Origin of the sequence: Alteromonas lipotrueae, from assembly GCF_019249255.1 — a bacterium.
GTDB classification, from domain to species: domain Bacteria; phylum Pseudomonadota; class Gammaproteobacteria; order Enterobacterales; family Alteromonadaceae; genus Alteromonas; species Alteromonas lipotrueae.
In genome coordinates this window covers 37,579-60,932 of record NZ_JAESDJ010000005.1, presented here as the reverse complement: position 1 = coordinate 60,932, position 23,354 = coordinate 37,579, and the positions used below count along the sequence as shown (strand labels likewise).

Sequence of the window (23,354 nt, the reverse complement as noted above, 5' to 3'; positions counted from 1 at the left end):
TTCTCCTATTCTTAAACGTAATCTAAAACTTTAAAACTATTCGGCGTTATAAAGAACCTTGTCTTTGTAACCGGTAATAATGGTGAACGCACCTTGTAGCGATGCATCTAACTCAGCATCGCCAGAATCTAATCGTAATGGTTTATTACCAAGCGATTGTAACTTTTGTTTAGTCGCAACAACCCGCATATTTTCTTTGCCAATAGCGCGGATAAAGTCTGGGCTAAGCTGTTGATTTCCACGCCCCAAAATATGCCCTTGCCCTCCGATAACGGTTAACACCACTTGGGTTGGCTTTCCTTGGGTAAGCGAAAGCAATTCAGATGCAGTTACATCGCTGGCTACAAGCGCTTTGTCTTGCAACACATCAACACCTAGTAGGGTATTTTCTAAACCCAGAAACTCCATAACCGCGCCTACGGTAGAGCCCGACCCCATAACAAAATAGGTGTCTGTGTTGTCGTCCATTAATTCGCTAATGGTAGCGGCAATGTCATCGAGGACGAGCGCTTCGTCCTCTTTACCACCCATTTTTACTGCTTGCACGTAGGTTAGTTCGGCGGGTACTCGCATCTCGCCATAGTGTTTTGCTATCAATTTTCCGGTTCGAAATGCGTTTTCATCGATATCTCGTACTTCGCCTTCCATCACACTGACAATTTCGCCCTTGATCATTTGGCTAATAACCTGCCCTGCGGCAGACGGGGTAACACAGTAAACGCCCGAATGGATTTTACATCCCGCCGGCACACCCAGCACCGGCACTTTGTCACCCACAATTTTACATACATTGCGGGCAGTACCATCGCCACCAGCAAATAAAATAACATCAAGATTACAGCCAAGAAAAGCCTGTACGGCACGCTCGGTATCTTCCCCTTCTGTTTGTTGCGATGCACTCTTGTACACCACCTCAAAGGGTAAACCTAAAGAAGCACACACGTCTTCGCCCATTTCGCCACCGGCGGTAACGATAGTGAACTGTTCTGACAAGCCCTCTACTATAGACAGCGCTTTGGCCATTTTTTCGTTAGCTTTTTTTTCAGCGCCCATTGCTAACGCCTTTTCACGCACATCGGCACCGTCACTGCCTTTTAATGCAAGCGCGCCGCCTATACCTGCAAAAGGGTTAACTACCACACCTAATCGAAATACCGGCTTGTTCATTGGGTTACTGCGCTCCCGTTAATTTCTGTGTGTTTTTTTAAAGCATCGATAAAGCGTGCCGCCCTTGGGGGGAAGCCATTGTTTTTATACCACGCTAACTGGGCTTCTACATTTTTAGTGAAACCTTTTCTATCGGGCTCTGCACCATTTAAATTATCGGTACTCACTTGAAATTGGCGCCCTGCGGCTTCGGTAAACGCCCACTCAATAGCTTGCGGCTTAATCTCTACACTTTCAAATTCAGCTTGCTGCTTGGCATCTCGCCCATCAGGACAATACCAATAACCGTAATCTTCGAGCAAACGACGCTTCTCACCTGCCACACACCAGTGGGCAATTTCATGCAGCGCGCTGGAAAAGAAGCCGTGGGCAAACACAATGCGATGATAAGGAATATCTTCAGTGGCAGGAAGATAAACAGGCTCGTCATCACCTAATACCAGCTTCGTTTGAAAGTCGGTAAAGGTGCTGTTAAACAAAGTAATAAGCGCAGGTACGTCAGGGTCTATCTCATTCGCCACGCAGAATAACTCCAGCAGCGAGTGAATAAGTTAGCCGAGTTAGATTGCACCGAGTACTAAAATTCAAAGACGTTTCCCGTTAGCCATACATTTAAGGGCGGGTATTATAACAGTGAAAATATGGCGGGAATAGGCTTAGCGGCTTGCATGCGCCACTCGCTTGCGTCAAGCTAGTATTAAAGCACTACGGAAGGATATTATTTGCGTGTCACAGAATATCGTTAAGCATATACACAGAGTGAATGCGCTTCGAGACCTAGCGCTTAAAGTGGGTATTATGGATAATATTCACGAACTTCAGCATTGGCAATGCGAGCGCTTGCTGGTGTCTCACGATGATTTAGCCAAACAAGCGCGCTATCAAAAAGCCATGCAATTTTTTGTAGATGAACTGTATGGCCCAAAAGATTTCAGCCAGCGTGACGCTGACTTAGTTAGGGTGATCCCCAAGCTTGCCAAAGTGCTTCCCGACAAAGCCATGAACGCCATGAATGATGCGTTGGCACTTAACGCCCTGTCATTCGATTTAGATATGCAAATGGTACATCAACTCAAAGGAGCACCATTAAATCGTGACAGCTACGCCCTAGCCTACCGCAATACGGGCCGGCAGCAAGACAGGCAACGCCAACTCGATATTATTGCACACCTTGGCGATCAACTCGGCGATGTGATTAAAATTAGGGGAATTGGTATGTTGATTAGCTTATCAAGACGCCCCGCCAAATTAGCTGGTTTATTGTCGCTTCACGAATTGCTAGAAAATGGTTTCCACTCATTTAAAGCCATTGGCGATGTGCAAAGCTTTATTCATCCTGTACTCGAACGAGAAGAAGTGCTTATGCATACGTTGTTTGATGAATCAGTCCCTCTGCCAGAAGATAACCCGCTTCCTATCGTTTCTACTAATTTAACCACCTGATGTGGGCTTTTATAGAGTCGCACCAAGGTAGCAACTGAGTTTACCCCGAATGCCAGAGTCTTTATTACCATGGCGATATGAATCGCCCTTTATCAAATCTTGGCAAATAGATGCTAGCCACTTAGATCACTATAACCACGTTAATAATGTGGCTTACTTAACCCAAGTAGAAGCATTGGCGTGGGCCCATTCCAATTCACTTGGCTTGCAGTTTTCTGACTATCAGTCGCTCAACCGCGCCATGGTGATTAAACGCCATGAACTTGATTACCACCTGCCCTCTCACGAAGGTGACAGTCTACAATGTGCAACGTGGATTGTGAGTTGTGATAACAAGCTAACCCTAAAACGACACTTTCAATTTGTTTGTGAGCGCAGACAAAAAACCGTATTTGAAGCACTCACCACTTTTGTTTGCGTGAGTTTAGATAGTGGCGCACCCAAACGTTTGCCTGAACCCTTTAAGGAAATTTATGGTAATGCATGCATTGAACCCAACTTTTAATTGCGAAGCCCAACGGAGTTTTAAATTATGAATAAAGGGCTATTAGCATGTTTAGTTGTGGTACTTACTGCATCCGTATTTCTGAACGGCTATTTATGGCTGTCATTAAACCAGGCTGTAGATATAGCTACGTCAAATAGCATGTCTGATTATGAAAACGCTGCATACAAAGAAAACGCTGCGAATGAAAAAGGTACTGGGCACTCAACGTCAACTAACGGCCAAGATCCTAGCGAGGGGTTTATCTCGTCAACCAATAATGCGAGAGCATACCGTGAGGCAGGTATATCTGAAACGAACATTGATGCATTGCATCAACTGTTAAGTAGCGGTAACTACGCACTCCTTAATCAACAACTGAACTATGAATTACAGCGCTTCCCTAACAATGAAGATCTTTTACTGTTAGAAGCCGAGTTGGTATTAAGAACTCAGCCATTATCCGAAGCGCTTATTTATTTTCACGATTTAGCTGAACTACCATTATCACCTAACATGCAAGATAACGTTGAAAGCCGGATTACTAGCCTATACGACAACGCGCAAGAAGAGCTTAAAGCAAATAGGCAGTGGGATTTAGTGGCAAGCTTGAACGAACCTTTGTTCCAGCGAGTGCCTGATAACAGACGATATACGCTTCAACTTGCCGAAGCTTATGCTAGACAGCAAAAAATAACCCTCATGGAAGATGTTCTTGCAAGCTTGGCTTACAATGATAACGCCGCCAATACCATACGAAATATCGCGTATAAAGAAAGAGACTATGACAATGAAATTGTTACTGACGGGACGGTGCCAATAAGTGAACTTTTAGGCGAGGACGTTACTCGCGTGGCACTCCTTCGAGAAGGCGATCAGTACCGAGTAAATATTGAAGCACTCAATCAAACCGCCGACATGGTGTTAGATACTGGAGCAAGTACTACTGCTATCACCACGGACTTATTCAACCGATTAGGCGGTTTGGGACGCCTTACTTTTATTGGTAACTTTGACGTAAATACCGCGTCGGGCACCATTAATGCCCCTTTGGTACATATACCTAGTTTCCTTTTTGCTGGCTATCGATTTAACGACGTTTCTGCGTTAGTGCTACCAACAAACGCTTTACCCAACGCAGATGGGTTATTAGGAATGAATATATTAGGAAAATTCGACTTTTCCATTAGCCCCCAAGACAGCGAGCTTACGTTAAAAGTACGAGAAGAAAATAACGCTTTAGACTAGGCCGAGTACATCCTAACTTCTACTCATTCATATCTAGCTCAATACAGCGTCTTAACCAGCTCGACATCTACTTAAGCATTAAAAAGACGGTTTTCTTAGAAGGAAGGCCGGTTTTCTTCGCGAAATTATCTGCCAACACCGCAATTGCTGCGCTTCCCATGTGGCTATGCTCAGGGCTACGGCTCAAAGAGCGCTAGCTTTATGAACTCGTAGCGCTTCAAACAAAACTCGGGTTTAATCGAAATGCCAATTATTTCCTCGAATTCATAACGTTCCTGCAGCACCAGTCAACTACACATTACAAACCTTACAAAAACCTACCTGCCAACAATCAACCTGCGTGAGTACGTATTTTTAACTATTCACTTGACGAGAATAAATTTAAGCTTACACTTGTGCGCTGATTGAGCATACAAGTGTACGCTTAAATTATTTACTCTCTATTAAAGTCTGTTTCAAAAAATTAATAGGTGTGATCTCAACGTTGAAACTATTACTCGATAATCTAGCCCATCGCTTGCTCCATCACAATTCATGGAGAGGATATTGGGAAGTGCTTATACAGCAGTTTAAACCTGCGTGGCGAGATGGCTATTACAGAGCGCAAGTTGAAGCTGTCAGAAATCTTAGTTCTGACATGCTGGAAGTTATTTTAACGCCCGAAAAAGCTTGGCCTAGTCATATTGCAGGGCAACATATCGCGCTAACCATTGAAGTGAATGGAAGGCTTACTACCCGTGTATTTACCGTCGCTTGTGGTGCAAGCTTTCATCGCGAAACGAAAAATATTCGGCTTATCACTAAGGTCAATAACGAAGGTGCACTTACCCCGGCTCTTTCCTCGATAACACCCAATACATGGGTGAATATATCGGCGCCTAAGGGGAATTTCACCTTACCTAATACCGATAAACCCGTACTTATGGTTGCGGGCGGTTCTGGCATAACGCCGTTTATCGCTATGCTTGAAGACGCCATTGAAAATAACCTAATACACCGCGCGCCTGTCCATCTGCTTTACTTTGCAAAACCCAACGAGCACGTGTTGCAAAGCGAATTACTAGCACTTCAAAAACGCGCCAACAACTTTACTTTTGCCGTGTTGACTCGACATAAAGATGGCGATGTAAAGGATTACCTATCACACTTTGCTGATGCCCACTGGTTGATGTGTGGCCCTAATGCAATGTACGAACAGGTTCACGAAGTAGCAAAATTGGCGGGGGCAACGTTAGACAGTGAACATTTTGCCGCATTGCCCACTGTGAACATTGGAAGTTTGAGCGAAAAAGAAACGTTTTCTTTGGTGCACAACGGCCAGCATTTATCGGTGAATAATCAGAAATCTCTGCTTTTGCAGCTTCAAGAAGCGAAGCAGCCTGTAACGTATGGCTGCGGTATGGGTATTTGCCATCAATGCCAATGTGTGAAAAAGCGGGGCGTAGTGCGCGATACCCGCACCGGCGAACTGTCCGATAGCGCCGAGCAACTTATTCAGCTGTGTGTATCGCAAGCCGTAACCGATTTGGAGATTCAACTATGAACACTCGCGTCTTAATTAATACCGAGGAACGACAAGAAGCGCCTAGTCAAACTGACGCGCGATTACAACAAGCAACTACCCCACCGCAGAGCGTAAGCAAACCTGATTACGCTATGTTGGAAGCTCAGTTTGATGCAATAAAGTCGGAAGTAAAAGATAAAATCGGCGCTGAAGATGCAGCCTATATTCGACGTATTATACTTATCCAGCGTATTTGTGAATGGAGTGGCCGCATATTATTAATGCTTGGTTTCTTACAGCCTCTACTTTGGGTAGCTGGCGTACTAAGTTTAGCAGCAGCGAAAATACTGGATAACATGGAAATTGGCCATAACGTGATGCACGGTCAGTATGACTGGATGAACGACAGCCATATAAATTCAAAGCGGTATGAGTGGGATATTGCCTGCGATGGAGCAAGTTGGAACCGGGTGCACAACTACGAACATCACACCTACACCAATATTATTGGCAAGGATAGAGACTTTGGCTATGGCCTACTTCGCTTATCGAACGACTTTAGATGGCGGGTAAAAAACCTCTGGCAGTTCGCTACCTATATTTTGCTTAGCATAATGTTTCAGTGGGGTGTGTCGTATCACGAGATGGCCGCAGAACGCGTATTTTTCGGTAAGAAGAAAGACAACCGCAAAAACCAAGTAACCCATAGCGAGCTTAAAAAACGCTTTTTCAGTAAAGGCGCACGTCAGTTGGTAAAAGATTATGTGCTCTTCCCTTTGCTGGCTGGCCCGCTGTTCTTATGGGTATTGTCAGGCAACCTTATTGCCAATTTGCTACGTAATTTATGGACATCTACCATCATCTTTTGCGGGCACTTTACCGGTGATGTGGAAACCTTTAAAGCAGAGGATTGCAAAAATGAGACGCGCGGCCAGTGGTACTATCGTCAGGGGTTAGGCTCATCAAATATCAAGGGCGGAAATTTATTTCACGTACTTACTGGGCATTTAAGTTTTCAGGTAGAACACCATTTATTTCCTGACATTCCCGCCAGACGCTACCGAGAAATGTCCCCTAAAGTACAAGCTGTATTTAAACAACACGGTATGTACTACAACACTGGCAGTTTTTGGAAGCAGTACGCTAGCGTACTAAAACGCATTGTTCGCTACTCTTTTCCTTAAGCCCTTGAGCGCAAAACCTACCAGCCGGCCATCGCGATTGCGCTGGTATTTTTGCGCGCAAAGGTATTTACAGAAAAAGGTGCTTGCAGGTAAAGGTACTGGCAGAAAAAGCTACTGGCAAAAAAGGTTTAATTCAATCTAAGCACGATAACGCCGACAAAAGCAGCGGTTAAGCCTAGCACTTCTTGACGGCTAAATGTTTCTTTCAAAACAATATGAGAATAAAGGAGAATAAGTAAAATATTCATTCCTGAAATTGCGGAAACTAACCCAGTATTACCAATAGAAAAAGCGGATATTATTGCAACCATTCCACTTACATTTGCGACCCCTACTATCAGTCCGCAAGAGAAGGTTTTTATTTCTGACCAATGAGTTTTCTCTGAATATTGAGACCCTATAAATTTCTTACGCTTTGCTAACCATCTCATGGCAAAAAGGAAACTTCCAAAGCCGAACATAGACGTTAACGTCGCAAAAACATCTGCCTCTAAAAGTGTGGACTGTTTACCCATTAAATCAGTAAACGTAAAGCACAGTGCAGCCAGTAGCCCCCATTGCGCCCCTTTTAAATTATTAATAGAGATATCTGAAGAATATCTAATAATACAAAGACCACAAAAAATAATTACAAATCCAATTAATTGAATGGATGTTAACGTCTCATTCCAAAGTAAAAAGGCAAAGATGAGAACAAACAAAGGCGTCAACCCTGCTAGAACGCTGATGAGTGATGCTTTTCCTACTGAAAACCCTTTGTGTAAAACAGCATTAGCGGCAAAAGAGCCAAAGCCTAGCCCCATACCAACAGCGACATCTGCCCAGCCGTACCATCGTTGATTTAACAACAGAACCCCTACTACGCTGATGATAAAACCTATACAGAAAACACCAAATAGTAGTAGATCTCGATTTAAGTTTTTCTGCGATGTCCATTGATACAAGATCCCTCGCAAACCAAAGAAAAATGTTGCGAGCAACGCATAAACTATCCACATAATAAATGAATCTCATGTTCGTAATGATTTAATAGCTTAAAGTGAAAAACAGCGCTTATTAATAACCTGTTCTATTTCTTAATGTGTCGGGTTTTATTATTTATTCGATTATATGCTTTATTAATGATTATTTTATTTCAAATACATGAAAGCGTTAGCGCAGCTAAGGAACGCATTTACTAGACAGTTTTGTATGAATGGCAGATAGTTAGTAGAAGCCTACTTCATAGCCGCTTCACTACCCTTGTAGGTATTAAGCGACCGCTTCAGACAATGAGCAGACGATCACCCTACTAGGGAGCGAGTAATAGTTGGCTAAAATATGTAGCGAAGCGGTATCGAGTCAAGCGTTAGTAGTCCCGCTTTATTTGCTTATTAGGTGCAGCTTTAAAGGTGATGTTTTTGTTTTTCTTTTATGTCATTAATTAATTTAACTAAATGATCAGCAATCGCATCTTTTGGATTTAAGTAGCTATCAATAACTATGTACCCAAGAACTAGAACTAATGTACTAACTATTAAAATAAAGACCATGATACGACCTCATCCTCTAAAGAATAAATAAGATATATTTGTACCGAAACTACACCAATAATCCACGACCCTAATCTGTAGCTCCAATGAATGTTAACTGAAGAATCATTGTTTCCTGAGTTAATGTACGCCCCTACACAGACTAATAGAAAAATGGCAACTAAGTACGCAATGAAATAGTCAAGTTCTATACCTTTCAGGCTAAGTCCAGATCCTAGAGCAATGAGACTTGTTAGTGCTATTATAGACAACTGGAAACCGTGACTTTTAAAACTAAAATTTGAACCCTTTTCATCTGCTTCTAAACAAATAGGCATTGCCCACAGAGCTGCATTTGTAAACAAGAATAACATTACAGAATTTATATTAGAGAACTGTACTTTCCCTGAATAATGGCCAAACCACCAGACACCACAAAATAAGGCTAGCACTAGAATTGTTGCTAATATAGGCTTAAAACTTTTTGTCATTATAACCTCCGTTGTTTGACTTATTGAGTGCACCTAACAATTTAGTATAGTGAAAGTTTCTCCATTTACTGAATCATGGATAAAATGATTGAGACTGTATATTTAAACATATTATTTTTGCTAGAAAGTAATGAGTTATTAGTCCGATAACACTACTAATTGCTGTCATTATTTTCTAATGATGCCAGTGTCTGCATCACGTACAAAGCTGCCGCATACCCAAAGAGCCCCGAAAGGCTCTTACTGGCGCTTAGCTACCTGTAAAATACCGCAACAAATAAAAAGGCCTATTCCCGCAGGAATAGGCCTTTTAGAAAATTATCAATGCTGGAATCTATATTAGGGTTAGTAAATATTAACGTATCTTCCTAACCCTGCTGCAAAATCTCAAATATCAACTTAAACCGCAGCACACACTCGCGTACCTTGGTCGATAGCACGTTTTGCATCTAGCTCAAGCGCTTCATCAGCACCACCAATTAGGTGATAAGACATATTAAGCCCTTCAACGATGTCGCGCATTGGCTCTTGGCCAGCACAAATAATCACGTTATCGACAGGAAGCAACTGACTTTCACCGCCTACGGTAATGTGTAAGCCTTCATCGTCAATTTTGTCGTAGGTTACGCCTGGAATCATTTTAACCCCTTTCGCTAACAACCCTACGCGGTGAGCCCAGCCCGTGGTTTTACCTAAGCCAGCTCCTACTTTGTTGGTTTTACGTTGTAGCAAGAATATCTCACGACTAGACGGCTCAGGCTGTGGCTTAACCCCTTCAATCCCTGAACGCGCCGTAAAGGTCATATCAATACCCCACTCTTTCATAAACGCAGGAATATCCTGGCTTGGGGTCGATTTACCGTGTGATAAGAACTCGGCCGTATCGAAGCCGATACCACCGGCCCCAATAATGGCTACGCGCTGCCCTACTGGCTTTTTCGCTTTAAGCACGTCTAAGTAGCTCATCACTTTTTCATGCTCAACGCCTTCAATGGCAGGCGTGCGCGGTTTAATACCGGTGGCCACCATCACTTCATCAAAGCCTTCGTCGTTAAGCATGGCTGCATCAACTCTGGTGTTTAGCTTTAACGTAATATTTTTGTGCAGCTCAATTTGACGAGCAAAATAACGCAAGGTTTCATAGAACTCTTCTTTACCCGGAATTTGTTTCGCTACATTGAATTGACCACCAATTTCGTTAGCACTATCGTAAATTACTACGTCGTGACCACGCTGGGCAGACGTTACGGCTGACGCTAAACCTGCTGGCCCTGCCCCAACTACCGCAATGCGTTTTTTGGTGTCGGCCGGCACAATGTTAAGCTCTAACTCGTGACACGCACGAGGGTTAACTAAACAGCTGGTTAACTTGCCATTAAATACATGGTCAAGGCAGGCTTGGTTACAGCCAATACAGGTGTTTATTTCGTCTGCGCGATTTTGCTGCGCTTTACGTACAAAATCCGAATCGGCCAAGAAAGGGCGTGCCATCGACACCATGTCGGCATCGCCGCGCGCCAACACTTCTTCCGCCACTTCCGGTGTATTAATTCTGTTTGACGTTATCACCGGAATGCTCAAGGCTTCACGGAACTTCGCTGTTACCCAGGTAAAAGCGGCTCTGGGCACTTTTGTCGCAATAGTAGGAATTCGGGCTTCATGCCAACCAATACCGGTATTGATGATAGTTGCACCGGCTTTTTCAATCTCTTTACCTAGCTGAACCACTTCTTCGTAGTTTGAGCCACCTTCAACAAGGTCTAGCATTGATAAACGGTAAATAATAATGAAGTGTTTACCCACTGCTTCGCGAACACGACGAACCACTTCAATAGGTAGGCGGATACGGTTTTCATATTCGCCGCCCCAGTCATCATCTCTATGGTTGGTGCGCTTAGCAATAAATTGGTTTAAGAAGTAACCTTCAGAGCCCATAATTTCAACGCCATCGTAACCAGCACGCTGTGCTTGAGTGGCTGAAAATACAAAATCTTTAATTTGCTGTTCTATTTCGTCGTCTTCTAATGCCTTTGGCTTGAACGGATTAATGGGCGCTTGTACTGCAGAAGGCGCCACCAATTTATCGCTATAAGCATAACGGCCGGTATGCAAAATTTGCATACAAATTTTACCACCCGCAATATGCACGGCATCGGTCACTTCTTTATGGTGATTGATAGCTTCGTCTGTATCTAGTCGGCGAGTTGAAGGGTGGGTTGAGCCTTCTTCATTCGGGCCAATTCCACCGGTAACAATAAGGGCGACACCGCCTCTGGCACGCTCTGCATAAAACGCCGCCATATGCTTATGGCCCTTTGGCATTTCTTCTAAGCCAGTATGCATAGAGCCCATTAGCACACGGTTTTTAAGCTGGGTAAAACCTAAATCTAACGGGCGAAATAAACTTGGGTATACAGGATGATCGGTAACGGTCGTATTCATCATAAATCCTTAACTAGTGCCTGTTTCTTAATGCTTTTATATTCTGTTTTTACAGCGTGTTACTCGTAGACTATTCGGTTGCCTGCACGCTAGTCTTTCATCTTATTTACTGCGCCATGAAGTGGCTCAAAATCAGGAAGCGATTGGGTTTTCTGTGCTTCCATGGCTTTCATCACATCTTCCATTTGGAACATACCGGCTTGCCACGTAGCCATGTAAGTCAAACTCTCAGCAATAGTGTGCTCGGTCGCGAAATTAATCATGGTTTTAGTGCCTGCTACCGCAACCGGAGAATTCATCGCGATAGACTGCGCAACTTTAGTCACTTCGCTTAGCATGATGTCTTGGTCATCAAATACCTTGTTCACGAAGCCTAACTGCTGAGCTTCTTTGGCGCCAAAATTACGGCCGGTATACGCCAACTCTTTTACTACACCAATAGGAATAAGCTTAGGTAAACGTTGTAATGTGCCTACATCGGCGGTCATGCCTAATTGCGTTTCTTTTATGGTAAAGAAGGCATCGCTTGTGCAATAACGTATGTCACAGGCGCTAAGTAAGTCTACTGCGCCGCCAATGGCACCTCCCTGTACTGCTCCAATTACCGGCATGCGGGCTTGCTCTATCGCCGTAAAGCTATCTTGTAATAGCATCACCATACGGCGCATGCGTTCAGCGCGACGTGATGGGTCGCCTTTAAAGTCTTTCGCCATATTCAAAAATACCGACAAGTCCATGCCAGCTGAAAAATGCTTTCCGGTAGAAGAAATGATAATAACGCGGGCGGTGCCCTCGTCGTCTATCGCGCGAATGGCAGCGGGGAATTCTGTCCAAAAGGCAGGATTCATGCTGTTCATGGCTTCTGGCCTGTTTAACACGACCTTTGCAATATACCCTTCTTGTATCACTTCAAGGGTAGAATACGGGTTTTCTTGTGACATTGACTCTGCTTCCATTTCACTCTCCTGTTAACATTTTTGCAAACTAGACGGCGTCAAGATAAAATGCAATGTTGACACTGTCAAGATAAAACGTTATCTATTCGTCTCAACCATAAAATAGGGTTTGGTTTACACCAGTATGACAAATGCAGCACAAACTTATCATCATGGCGATTTACGCACGGCGTTATTAGAGGCGGCAACCAAACGGGTGGCAGAATTCGGCATAGACAGCTTGTCACTTAGAAAGCTTGCGGAAGATGCTGGTGTGTCGCGAACCGCACCCTATCATCATTTTAAAGACAAAAGCGCCTTGTTAAGTGCTATTGCGGCAAAAGGTTTTAGCCAGTGGCATACCACCGCCAAGCGAATATTCGATCAGCATGATGTGGCACCCCAGTTGCGATTTCGTCAGTTTATTCATGAATATATAGGGTACGCGGCGGATAACCCGCAAATGTATGAGCTTATGTTCGGTCGTACTATTTGGCACGACAATGGCGCAACACAGGGGCTCAAAGAAGTGGCTTACCCTTGCTTTCAGTTTCAAGTTGATATGACGAAATACTGGCAGCAAACAGGCCTACTACCGGCAGGGCAAGATGCGCTTCGCATGGCGCAAGTGACGTGGGGTACTTTGCATGGCATTGCACGGCTATTGATTGATGGGATTTATGCTGATCGCAGTCACATTGATGAAATGTGTGACTGCGCCGCCGATTTGTTTATGCAAGTGTCGAAAAACTAACGCATTAGCTAAATGGGCGCAACACGCCCTTCATGCTCGGCTTTAATAAAATCGACCGCTCGCTCCGCAATCATGATTGTGGGCGCGTTAGTATTTCCGCCAATAAGGCTTGGCATCACAGATGCATCTACCACACGCAGGCCTTTTACGCCGCGCACTTTAAGCTGATTGTCGACCACGGCCATAGGGTCGCCTTCACTCCCCATTTTACAAGTACCGATAGGATGATAAATGGTTTCAGCCCGCTCCCTTAGAAACTCAAGAAGCGCTTCATCAGACTCAGCATCAGTGCCTGGATGCAGTTCACTGCCTTCAAATTTATCAAACGTAGGTGCAGCTAACAGCTTTCTTGCCATTCGTATGCCTTCAATCATTACTTGTCTATCTTCAGGTTCCGTGAGGTAACCTGGGTCGATAAGCGGGTGATCGGCAGGATGGCTGCTTTGCAGTGTAATACTGCCCCTGCTTTTAGGGTACAAACAACACACATGCACGCCGTATCCATAACCAAAGGCAAACTTTCGCCCGTGATCATCTAATATAGCGGGCAAGAAATGAAATTGAATGTCTGGCCCTCGGGTAGCAAGGCTTGAACTTACAAAACCGCCCGCTTCAGCCACATTAGAAGAATAAATTCCCTTACGGTGAAAAAGATAATCGTACGAGGCCTTTAGGTACGAGGGTAATGCACCAGCAGCAATCGCATAACCTTCTCGTGCTTTACAGGTAAATTGAACAATAGCGTCTAGGTGGTCTTGTAAATTTTGCCCCACCCCTGGCAGGTCATTCATGACATAAATGCCTTGGTCTTCCAATTCGTTTCTTGGCCCGATACCGGAAAGCATAAGTAGTTGGGGAGAGTTGATAGCGCCGCCGCAGAGTATTACTTCGCTATTAGCCGCTTCACGGTTAATAGAATACCGCGCAATTTTGCCTTTTTCTCGTACTTGCACGCCAATGGCTCTGTTGTCGTCAAATAGTACTTTTTCCGCGGCCACACCGGTAAGTACAGTAAGATTATTGCGGTGAAGTGCTTGGCTTAAATAGCCTTTTGCGGTTGAGCAACGCTGTCCGTTGACTTGGGTAACATGATAATAGCCAATGCCTTCACGTATATCGCGGTTGAAATCATCTACAACATTAAAATCTGCGTGGCTTGCGGCTTCAACGAAAGCATCGGAAAGCACACTGGTGTGCTTAAGTTGAGAAACATGCAGCGGCCCACCTTCTCCATGAAATTCGTCTTCACCTTTGAAGAAGTTTTCAGAGCGTTTGAAGTAAGGCAGCACGTCCTCAAAACCCCAGCCAGCTGCGCCCTGCTCTACCCAATAATCGTAGTCTTCTTTTTGACCACGAATGTAACACATAGCATTAACGGAACTGCTGCCGCCTAGTGTTTTTCCTCGAGGCCAAAATAGCTCACGATCGTATAGTTCTTTTTGTGGTGCGGTATGATACCCCCACCCTATGCCTTCAAATCGGCTTAATAGCGATAAACCAAAAGGAATATGAATAAGCGGGTTAGTGTCTTTCGTACCGGCTTCTAGCATAAGAATTTTCAGAGCTGGGTTTTCAGATAATCGTGCCGCTAATACCGCACCTGCAGACCCACCGCCTACGATGATATAGTCATACTTACCCTGAATCTCATTCATGCATTGCTCCAAAACACGTTTACGCGGTGAAATACTCAGTTAATGCCTGTATTACTATGCAATTACGAATTGTAGGCGCATGACTGAGCTGTGCCGACTCTTATTATTAGATGCTTAGTATTAGTCACTTATTATCAAAAATAAAATGATATGCAGCATTGTGGTAAGACCAGACTATCAAAATAAACAGCCCATCTAAAAGTGATATGTTATATATTTTAAAAACTGTTTTATGTATAACGAGTTAAGACCATCATAGCCCGCCCGAGTAATTAAATGCATAGCATGAAAAAATGAAACTAGGTTTGCGCGACAGAGGTATGCTTCTTATTTCCCAGCTTTTAATCAAGCTAGGAAAGCTTCGCTACGACCAATTTTCAGCCGATGAACTCAATATGTTACTGTCTGAAAACCTGCCTCAATCGTTCCCCTTAGCCATACCGGCAGGCCAAGCTCATGTCGTGGTAAACAGTGGCAAATTAACCTTTAATGCCCCAAGCAACCGCCTATGCATTCAATTATTAGCGTCAATCACCATTAACGTTGCTGAAACGACCATTTATCGTGCCCACCTTATCATTACGCTAAGTGCATCACCGGACTACAACAAACATGAATCTACCCTTTATTTTACCGAGAAGCAGGTAGATAACATTACGATGGTGAATGACGACTACGCCTTATTAAAAGACACGCAATTTTTACTTTCTCGCTTTGTGCCCGGAAATTTAGATGCATTATTGGGCCGCTCGCTTAAAAGTATATTATCACTGGTAACCGTGGGTACTTCCGACCAAGCGGCAGAATATTTGAAGCTATTTTTAAGCGGCTCGAAACAAGCCGTACTTGATTTCCATAAGCCTCAAATTGAAAAAGCCATATTGGACAAAATGGCTACACTCCCTCTTCACCATATAATGCGCGAAGATCAATGGCGGGAAGTGCTTTTTGCACGCTATGGAAAAACGGTTAGAGTCGAACAAGCCTCGCTACGGTTCTATTTTTAATGTTCGCTTACAATCGACACAGGCACCGATTCTTCATGTTCCCCTATATCAGTAATACGCAGTCGTGGATTATCTATACAAGCCTCTAACATCTCGAAAGCTTCTTGCACATAACCGGCTAACGGCTGCAATGTACTGATATTTTTGTTGCAGCAAACAATACCTACATTGGCCACCCCTGCATAAGTCATCAACGTGATATTTACCCCGCCGCCTGGGGTCATGGTGGAAATGGGATAACAGGCTAGTAGCTTACTGTCTTTTAAATATCGCGTATCTCGTGGGCCAGGTATGTTCGATACCAAAATATTAGCGATAGGTTTAACCACATTGGAAATATTAAGCCATTCAAATACCAATGCTAAGGATTGGATCACGATGGTGTAACCACTGAAAGAAGCCGGTCGGGCTCGCATAGCGGCATGTTTAACTATTCTATGGTTAATAATAATCTGGCGTAGACGCAGGTAAGGGTCTTGATCGCCATGGGCCAACTGTACCGGCACAATAGCAATTTTATTGCCTGTGGTTTTCTCTCCTGGCTTTCTGAGGTTGATGGGCATATTGGTAAACAATGCTTTTTTAAAAACCTGACCATGATCTTTTAGTAACCGGTGCACGCCAATATCAAAGGCACACAAAAGTATCTCGTTGGCAGAGGCTCGGGTGCGTCGGGCTAGCGCTTTCACCCGTTTAAAATCGATATCTGTTGTAGTGACTACCCTTCCCGCTTCAACCTGCCCAGTTAACACAGTTTTAGTGCCTGAAAAAGGCACGGGCATATAATGGGGATTCACTCTCAACAACTTCAAAAAAATGCGTATTAAGATGACCAGCAAATCGAAACCGGTTTTTATAGCGCTTCCCACACTCAGTAAGCGTTTGTAGAAACTGGGGGAGTCATTGCGTTTATGTCGTAGTCGTTTCACCGCCCAAATAGGCGTGAATTCAGAATTATTAGAAGCAGAAACATAGCAAGACTGAAACCACCTTACTAAGGTCGCGCCATCGCCATACATATGATGTACCTTGGCGTAAATGGCATAGGTACTACTATTAGTATCGAAGATGAAATGGTATTGCCACAGAGGTTTATCGGGATCTAATCGTGCAGCGTGCAGTTGCGCGACAAATTCATCTAGATTCTGTCGGTTACTCACATCGTCAACGTGATGCAATTGAACATGATAATCCATGTTCAAATGTTTCACTGGAGAAAGTCCTACCGGATAGCCTAGCACGGTTTTTACAACGCAATTAAACGGTGAAGTCCCTTTTGCAAAACCTTTAATTTCATTATAAATAGCGGGCACATATTCAGGGCTTTTCGCCCCTTCTGGCATCTCAAGTAATTGAAGACATCCAACATGTTTTGGGTTGTCGTCGGATTCCGTAATCCAAAAGGATTTATCAAGAAAACTAAGTGTTTTACTCATCGACTATTCCTTTGTATTAAACATATCCTGTGGCACATGCTCAGTGACATTCGCTAATGCATGTGAACGCAACGCATCTAAAATACTGTTTTGTTGTGTTTCACTGAGTACTAATCGTGGCAGTAAGCTAACCATCATGAGCGACAGCGCATGATAACGCTGAGATGTTTCATCCATATGGCTGTTAGTTTCATCAAATTGACAAGACTGGGTAATAATGAGACTAAGTAAATCAACCAGCAATGTGAGATCTGAATGCGATGCGACCAATACCTTCTTATTGCTCAACGTAGTCAGTAATTGAGAAAGCTGCTTGCGTAAACTTGAAAGAATATTTTTACGGGGCTTTTCAATTAACGGATATTTTTCAACAATATCCGCTGGGCTTCGATAAAAAAACCGAAATACGTGCAAGCTGTCTACCAACAGATACAAGTAATACATGACATCTTCTGCGGTAAGTGAATCTAAAGCGTTGGGTACCAGCATACGCTGCATCTGCTTTTCATGCATACGCATAAGCGCACTCACCATGCTTTCTTTGCCCTTGAAGTGGTAATACAAATTGCCAGGGCTAATATCCAACTCCATGGCAATATCCACACTGGTAACACCATTCTCCCCGTGCCGATTAAACAAGGTGAGTGCCGTGAGTAAAATTCGCTGTGATGTTTTCATTTATAAAAACACCAAATACAACTGAGCGAAGCCAGCCAGTAGCCCCAATATGGCACCTGTGACAATAAGCTTCCACTCGTCTTGTTGATAAGCGGGGCGTAACACCCCTTCAAACTCTTGTGCGCTTAAGGCTTGCATTCGTTCGCTTAAATCTTGGCCTACGTGCAACGCGTCGTTAGCGTAATCATAGGCATACAACAGATATTTATCTGAATTATCGAATATCTGCTTCACCGCCAAGGCTTTCATTTTATGATAATTTTCTGAGCCCACACCCAGGGCAAAATAAGGCTGAGTGATAGCGACATAGCGCTCAATAGCGTCGTTAACGTGAAGCTCTATAAGCTCCAAAAGTTGAGCTGATCCAGAGCCATGCAATATAACGTGGGTAATATTTTTAGGCGTGATCAACTTCTGCTCAATAATCTCAGCGTACACCTCAGACACTTCTTTTTGCCGTTTAAGAAACATCCCTTGTATGGTGATTGGGCCAAACTTAAAGGGTCGTTTAGGCTCAAATATAATTTTTATCGCAATCCAATTTGTTGCATAGCCCACTAGAAGTCCTCCAAGAGGTAGAATCCACCAGTTTTGAAAGAAATACCATAAAACCATGGTGGGTAGCCCGAAAAGGAAACCAAAATAGAAACCTGAGCGCACGATAAAGGGAAACTCTTTACTACCTGCGGTAAGAAAAATTTCATTAATTAACGAAGGTGAATTTACCAGTTGCTCAACAACAAGTTCTTTTATGTCTAGAATTTCGGCTACATTGTGCTGAAAGTCATCCACCATCTTGTGAACCACATTGGGAATATCATTTTCGATACGCTGATATACAAGGTTTTTTCCTTGCACGGGAAGCGCTGCCCACAATTGAGGGGCAGACTCGGACATAACGTCGTTAACGACTTTACGGGTAACCTGGCCAAGCCGTCGTTCTATTGCTTTGGTAAGATCGCTAGGGTCGATGCGCTTCGCGAGCTCTTCAACACTTAGCAACTTGCCTAAAACAAGCTCAACCTCAATTTCCGCCATTTGTCTGCGTTTAGCTGGAATTAACCCCTGCCAGCCAAATATAGGCTTTATCCCGACAAACTCGACGGGATAAAACATCATCTTTACCGCGAGGTAATTTGTTAACCAGCCAACCAGTGCGCTTATCAGCGGAATTGACAGCAAACTCAGTGTTTCTAAATTCCATTCCATATGGCGAACAACTTGCTCGAATTATATTTATTCTCTTTCAGGCTACTGAGTGCTTACGAATTGGTCAATGTTTTATCTCTAAATGCACGAAGGTTTCCAAAATTTATTAAAATACATCAAATAAACCCTCTTAATTTTGGTTGATTCTTGTTAGGTAGCGCATTCTAAATTTCCTTTGTACACTTTTTGTATGCTCACTCGTGACAATGAAAATATGGCTTTATTTGACTTACGTTTAAAAAAATTAGACCAAGACATTGCCCATGCATCAAGTTATCAAGCGTACCAAGAAGCTTGCTTAGCGCATGACGAAATTTCCGGTGCAGAAGCGTGGAAAGCCGATGATGCATCAGATGATTACGATTACATACTTATCCAAAAACGGGTTCAGCGCTTAAAAATTGCAAGAGGCAATGGCGACATGCATGCGCTTATGTCAATTATTCATGAAGGCTTGCATGGGAATCTGGGCAATATTGCAAACCCAGCTATGCGCCGCAAATGCAAGTTGGGCACTAAGTATCTCATTGTGCAATTCATTGAAGAGGTCAAGCTAGCTCTTGATCAAATTTACCAAGCCAATGAAGACGATGTTGACTTTTATGAGAAGCTGTCATTTTTTGAAGAAACCGCCCATGCATTCGGACGCAGCTGTCTTATGCTATCTGGCGGGGCTGGATTGGGGTTCTTTCATTGCGGGGTGGTAAAGTCGTTAAATGAAAAAGAGCTGTTACCTTCTGTTGTGTCAGGCGCAAGTGCTGGTTCCATTATTGCCGCCTTGGTCGGCACACGCACTCATGATGAACTACTCGAGGCGTTAAGTGCTGAAAATATCTACGAAACTTTCAAAAAATGGCGAAGTTGGGCGGGGTTTGGCAGAAATAGTTTGTTTGATAGCACTGCCTTAGAGAATGCATTAATCAACCTTTTCGATTTAACCACCTTTGAGGAAGCTTATAAAAAGACCCGTCGCCATGTAACCGTAACGGTATCGCCTGCAGATTTACACCAGCATTCTAGGCTACTAAATGCCAAAACGTCGCCTAACGCCATTATCACCCAAGCGGTAAGAGCGTCTTGTGCCGTGCCGGTAGTATTCAGCCCTGTTCAACTTCGCGCTAAAACACCTGCAGGTAATATTGTCCCTTATATTCCTAACCGACGTTTCGCTGACGGCTCGCTAATGGCCGATTTGCCCTTTGACAGGCTTGCAAGATTGTACGGTGTTAATCACAGCATTGTAAGCCAAACCAATCCGCTCGCCGTGCCATTCATTCAATCTACGCGCATCAACCCTCAATCATTGTGGGGGCTATCAACGCGTCACGTGGGGCAACTTTTAAAAAGTAACAGTATTTTTGCCATCGATATAATTGAAAATATGACTGACAATAAGGGCGCTAAACTTGCTATTCATAAAGTGAAGTCTATTATCGATCAGCAATATGTTGGGAACATAAACATTCTTCCCAAGCGACAAATCCGCAATTTGACACAGGTTATCGCGAATCCCAGCTTAGAAAGTATAAACGCGCTTATCGTGAGTGGAGAAAAAGCAACTTGGCCGCAGCTAGATGTTATTGAAAAAAATACCAAAATTAGTGAAAGTTTGCGGTATTATCTTGGTAAATTGAAACAAAGAGAAGCGGTTGAATTAGGTCACAGTGCCTAAATACCCACCCCACGCAAGAATTTGGCTAGCTTTGGGGTTAAACAAACACGAAGGATATCGGTGAGCGCACAAACTCAAAGCCCAGACAGCATCTACACGCAGCAAGTTAAACAATTAATAAACATGGTATACCCGCAAGAGGTTGGCTATGGTTCAGTCTTTGAAGATGCAAAACATTTTTTTTCTTTAACCCCTGAGCTGGAAGCGCACGTTGAAGAATTAAAGGCGCAGTTAAAAAAAGCGGAAGCTTCAGCAAAGAAAGAAGTACTGATAGATCAACTCAAAAAGCAAATTAAAAACTCTAGCCAAAAGCTCGAAGAGGAACGCCTTGCGCGGCTTGCTCGCATTGATGAAGTGAGCAATAAGCTTATTAAGCTATGCGAGGGAGATAGCTGGCAAGAAACCCAGCAGCTAAGTGCAAAATTTCTTGGCACCTTAATGTTACTCACTCAAGGCCCTGAGGGTAAGTTTGCCCGCATTCACCAGCGCTTTAAGCCTCTTTATAAAGCTGTATTGGTACTAAGGCTTACCGATAAATTACTTAAACACGATACCATTGCGCACAAGTACCTTTCAAAATATCGTGACGCAATTTCTCGGATGCGGGGTAACCGCTATTGGCGTGAAAAGTGGCGTGTAGAATTAGGCCGTCCACTAATTACTGCCTCTTTGTTACAAGATGTAGGTTTACAAAGCCCAGGTGCATTAACGATATTACGTGGCGCAAACAACAATCTAGATGAATTCCGATTACTTGAAGAGTCTCAGCGAAAAGACTTGTTGAAGCTAAACTATCAATTCACCATGAAATACCTGGTTGAAGGTTTAGGCATTCCTGCCTATGTGGGGAACGTGAAAGAAGAACGTGACCGATTTGTGCAAACCCACAATGAAGCCAATGATTTTGTTAGCCAGTTGGTAAAAGATGCCTTTGTTTGTAAAACTGGCTTAGGTGAGCTGATTAAAATACCGCAAATTTATGCGTCTGTTATTTTTTCAACAAAAGCTGATTACAGCCGAAAAAATTTACCTAAAGGCTATTTACTTATTGAGCAGCTATCAAAAAAAGGGGCCTTAAATAAAAAGCTAGCAGAGGACTTTGTTGATTTGGTCGGTTACTTCCCGCAAGGCTTCGGTGTTACTTTCATTCCCGTAAATGAAAACGGCCAAGAAAAAGACCAATATGAATGTGCGGTGGTGGTGGGATTAAATCCAACTAAACCCGCTGAGCCAATCTGCAAAGTGACCACGCGCAATCAAAAGCATATTAGCAGTGGTCATATCGAAGTTATTGAGAAAAGCAGAAACCTCTACTTCCCCGCTAGCAGAAAAAAATTAATGAATGTGGATCAAGCCCGCTTGAAAGAAATCATGAGCCAGCTTTCCAGTAATTTCACCCCAGACGCGGTAGATGATTTGCTTCCCAGCTTTTGGGAGCCTTACGACTACTTCAGTTTTAAGAAGCACCAAAGTCTGTGGAGCAAAACGAGTTAGCCTTATGGCTAAACGTTAAAATCAACCATCCGCTGCTGCTAAAAGCGTGAACAAGCTACAAGAAGAGAGTGTCTACCCTCTTCTTTCTTGTTGCGCTTAGGGTGTAACTTTCTACCGATACCGCATTGGCAAAAGTCATTACCTACCCTACCAAACACTGCCTTCGCTATCCGCTTTTTGAGCTCTATCTTTACAGTACCATATCGGCATTGTCTTAACTTCAGGTTTAAGAGTCGCTATCGGTCTTGCTGTCGCCAGAAGCTTTGGTCGCCGTTGATGTACTGCTCGATGTTGCAGGCTTGGTTACTGTGGGTTTAGCTTCTGAAGTCTTAGCCGCTGTAGTTTTTGCCGCTGCTGGCTTCGAAGCTGTAGCAGCAGTAGTGGTTGATTTAACCGTGGTAGGTGCTTTTTTAGCTGTAGTAGCTTTATTGGTCGTCCCACTCGCTTTAGTTGCCGCAGCTGTTGTTTTGATGGCAGGTTTTGAGGCGGTTTTAGGTGTCGCTTTTGGAGCGGCCTTGACGGTCGACTTTGGTGCCGCTTTCGCAGGAGCTTTGGCTTTCTCAGCTGCACGCTTCGCGGCAAGTAACGCCACTTGCTCTACCAATAAATCAACTTTAGCAGAGAGTAGCTCTATCTGATACTCTCTTTCAACTCGTGCTTTTCCACCTGAAAGTAAGCTAAAAAGTGGCGTCGACATCACTAACTGTTGTGCGCTATCAACTAATGATACTGGATTGAATCGACGCTTCAACTCACCTTCAACTTCAGCGCCCTTGCGCTGCATAGCCTCAATTGAAGAGTGAGTATCGTCAATTTTTTTACTGACTGTAGTCGCCGTACTTTCAAGTTGCGCTGATATTAAATCAGAACCTGCTGTAAGCCATCCAAATAAGGGTGATGATTTGTGATTCTTAGGCATGTAACCTCCCGCTTCGAAAACGAATAGGGCAAGGTAGTTTACACTAGCATTGGCACTAGCATTTGCGCTAATCCCTTTGTAAGTACTAGTACTATAAGCAACTACCTTGCTGAAAAATAGC

At 43.6% G+C, this 23,354-nt stretch carries 20 protein-coding genes; 9 read left to right on the top strand and 11 right to left on the bottom strand.

Annotated features, from left to right (window positions below; translation table 11 throughout):
• Positions 1–36: 36 nt before the first annotated feature.
• Positions 37–1,167, bottom strand: a complete 1,131-nt coding sequence (locus KYS23_RS08800) for an ATP-NAD kinase family protein (protein ID WP_218418416.1) — start codon at positions 1,165–1,167, stop codon at positions 37–39.
• A complete protein-coding gene (locus tag KYS23_RS08795; protein ID WP_420838752.1) occupies positions 1,164–1,688 on the bottom strand; it encodes an elongation factor P hydroxylase in 525 nt (174 codons plus the stop codon). Before KYS23_RS08795 ends, KYS23_RS08800 begins: the two co-directional genes overlap by 4 nt.
• Positions 1,689–1,893: 205 nt before the next feature.
• Here KYS23_RS08795 and KYS23_RS08790 point away from each other — a divergent pair, with 205 nt between their 5' ends.
• From KYS23_RS08790 to KYS23_RS08770, 5 genes are all read left to right on the top strand, one after another.
• Positions 1,894–2,610: a DUF8198 family protein gene (locus KYS23_RS08790; RefSeq protein ID WP_159531866.1), complete on the top strand. Its 717-nt coding sequence runs from the start codon at positions 1,894–1,896 to the stop codon at positions 2,608–2,610.
• A 49-nt stretch (positions 2,611–2,659) separates the two neighbouring features.
• On the top strand, positions 2,660–3,115 hold the full coding sequence (locus KYS23_RS08785) for an acyl-CoA thioesterase (protein WP_218418415.1): 456 nt from the start codon (positions 2,660–2,662) through the stop codon (positions 3,113–3,115).
• 27 nt (positions 3,116–3,142) lie between these two features.
• Positions 3,143–4,342: a retropepsin-like aspartic protease family protein gene (locus KYS23_RS08780; protein ID WP_218418414.1), complete on the top strand. Its 1,200-nt coding sequence runs from the start codon at positions 3,143–3,145 to the stop codon at positions 4,340–4,342.
• Between the two features lie 484 nt (positions 4,343–4,826).
• Positions 4,827–5,885 carry a flavin reductase family protein gene (locus tag KYS23_RS08775; protein WP_246604337.1) on the top strand — a complete coding sequence of 353 codons (1,059 nt, stop codon included), beginning with the start codon at positions 4,827–4,829 and terminating at the stop codon, positions 5,883–5,885.
• Positions 5,886–5,998: 113 nt separating this feature from the next.
• Positions 5,999–7,030 carry a fatty acid desaturase family protein gene (locus KYS23_RS08770; protein ID WP_420838753.1) on the top strand — a complete coding sequence of 344 codons (1,032 nt, stop codon included), beginning with the start codon at positions 5,999–6,001 and terminating at the stop codon, positions 7,028–7,030.
• 128 nt (positions 7,031–7,158) lie between these two features.
• Here the strand turns inward: KYS23_RS08770 and KYS23_RS08765 are convergent, their stop codons facing one another.
• The 4 genes from KYS23_RS08765 to KYS23_RS08750 form a co-directional block, all read right to left on the bottom strand.
• Complete coding sequence (locus KYS23_RS08765; RefSeq protein WP_218418412.1) at positions 7,159–8,028, bottom strand: DMT family transporter; 870 nt, start codon at positions 8,026–8,028, stop codon at positions 7,159–7,161.
• Between the two features lie 518 nt (positions 8,029–8,546).
• Positions 8,547–9,032, bottom strand: coding sequence for a hypothetical protein (locus tag KYS23_RS08760; RefSeq protein WP_218418411.1), 486 nt, complete (start codon positions 9,030–9,032; stop codon positions 8,547–8,549).
• A 399-nt stretch (positions 9,033–9,431) separates the two neighbouring features.
• Positions 9,432–11,474, bottom strand: coding sequence for an NADPH-dependent 2,4-dienoyl-CoA reductase (locus KYS23_RS08755; protein ID WP_218418410.1), 2,043 nt, complete (start codon positions 11,472–11,474; stop codon positions 9,432–9,434).
• Between the two features lie 89 nt (positions 11,475–11,563).
• Complete coding sequence (locus tag KYS23_RS08750) at positions 11,564–12,430, bottom strand: crotonase/enoyl-CoA hydratase family protein (RefSeq protein WP_218418409.1); 867 nt, start codon at positions 12,428–12,430, stop codon at positions 11,564–11,566.
• A gap of 124 nt (positions 12,431–12,554) precedes the next feature.
• Between KYS23_RS08750 and KYS23_RS08745 the strand changes: the two genes are divergently transcribed.
• Entirely contained in the window at positions 12,555–13,163 is a 609-nt protein-coding gene (locus tag KYS23_RS08745; RefSeq protein WP_159531886.1) for a TetR/AcrR family transcriptional regulator, read from the top strand.
• An 8-nt stretch (positions 13,164–13,171) separates the two neighbouring features.
• Here the strand turns inward: KYS23_RS08745 and KYS23_RS08740 are convergent, their stop codons facing one another.
• Positions 13,172–14,818 (bottom strand): GMC family oxidoreductase, encoded by a 1,647-nt coding sequence (locus KYS23_RS08740; protein WP_159531888.1) that lies wholly within the window; start codon positions 14,816–14,818, stop codon positions 13,172–13,174.
• Positions 14,819–15,111: 293 nt separating this feature from the next.
• Here KYS23_RS08740 and KYS23_RS08735 point away from each other — a divergent pair, with 293 nt between their 5' ends.
• Complete coding sequence (locus KYS23_RS08735; RefSeq protein ID WP_159531890.1) at positions 15,112–15,825, top strand: DUF1439 domain-containing protein; 714 nt, start codon at positions 15,112–15,114, stop codon at positions 15,823–15,825.
• On the opposite strand, the gene KYS23_RS08730 is transcribed toward KYS23_RS08735, so the two are convergent.
• Genes KYS23_RS08730 through KYS23_RS08720 form a run of 3 tightly spaced genes read right to left on the bottom strand, consistent with a single transcriptional unit; the run spans position 15,822 to position 19,148 of the window.
• A complete protein-coding gene (locus KYS23_RS08730; RefSeq protein ID WP_159531892.1) occupies positions 15,822–17,261 on the bottom strand; it encodes a wax ester/triacylglycerol synthase domain-containing protein in 1,440 nt (479 codons plus the stop codon). The genes KYS23_RS08735 and KYS23_RS08730 overlap by 4 nt on opposite strands.
• A 3-nt stretch (positions 17,262–17,264) precedes the next feature.
• Positions 17,265–17,939 (bottom strand): TetR/AcrR family transcriptional regulator, encoded by a 675-nt coding sequence (locus KYS23_RS08725; protein WP_159531894.1) that lies wholly within the window; start codon positions 17,937–17,939, stop codon positions 17,265–17,267.
• Positions 17,940–19,148, bottom strand: coding sequence for a DUF445 domain-containing protein (locus KYS23_RS08720; RefSeq protein WP_218418408.1), 1,209 nt, complete (start codon positions 19,146–19,148; stop codon positions 17,940–17,942).
• A 214-nt stretch (positions 19,149–19,362) separates the two neighbouring features.
• On the opposite strand from KYS23_RS08720, the gene KYS23_RS08715 reads away from it, so the two are divergent.
• Complete coding sequence (locus tag KYS23_RS08715) at positions 19,363–20,820, top strand: DUF3336 domain-containing protein (RefSeq protein WP_159531898.1); 1,458 nt, start codon at positions 19,363–19,365, stop codon at positions 20,818–20,820.
• 60 nt (positions 20,821–20,880) lie between these two features.
• Positions 20,881–22,314: a hypothetical protein gene (locus tag KYS23_RS08710; protein ID WP_218418407.1), complete on the top strand. Its 1,434-nt coding sequence runs from the start codon at positions 20,881–20,883 to the stop codon at positions 22,312–22,314.
• 226 nt (positions 22,315–22,540) lie between these two features.
• On the opposite strand, the gene KYS23_RS08705 is transcribed toward KYS23_RS08710, so the two are convergent.
• Entirely contained in the window at positions 22,541–23,233 is a 693-nt protein-coding gene (locus KYS23_RS08705; RefSeq protein WP_159531902.1) for a hypothetical protein, read from the bottom strand.
• Between the last annotated feature and the right edge of the window lie 121 nt (positions 23,234–23,354).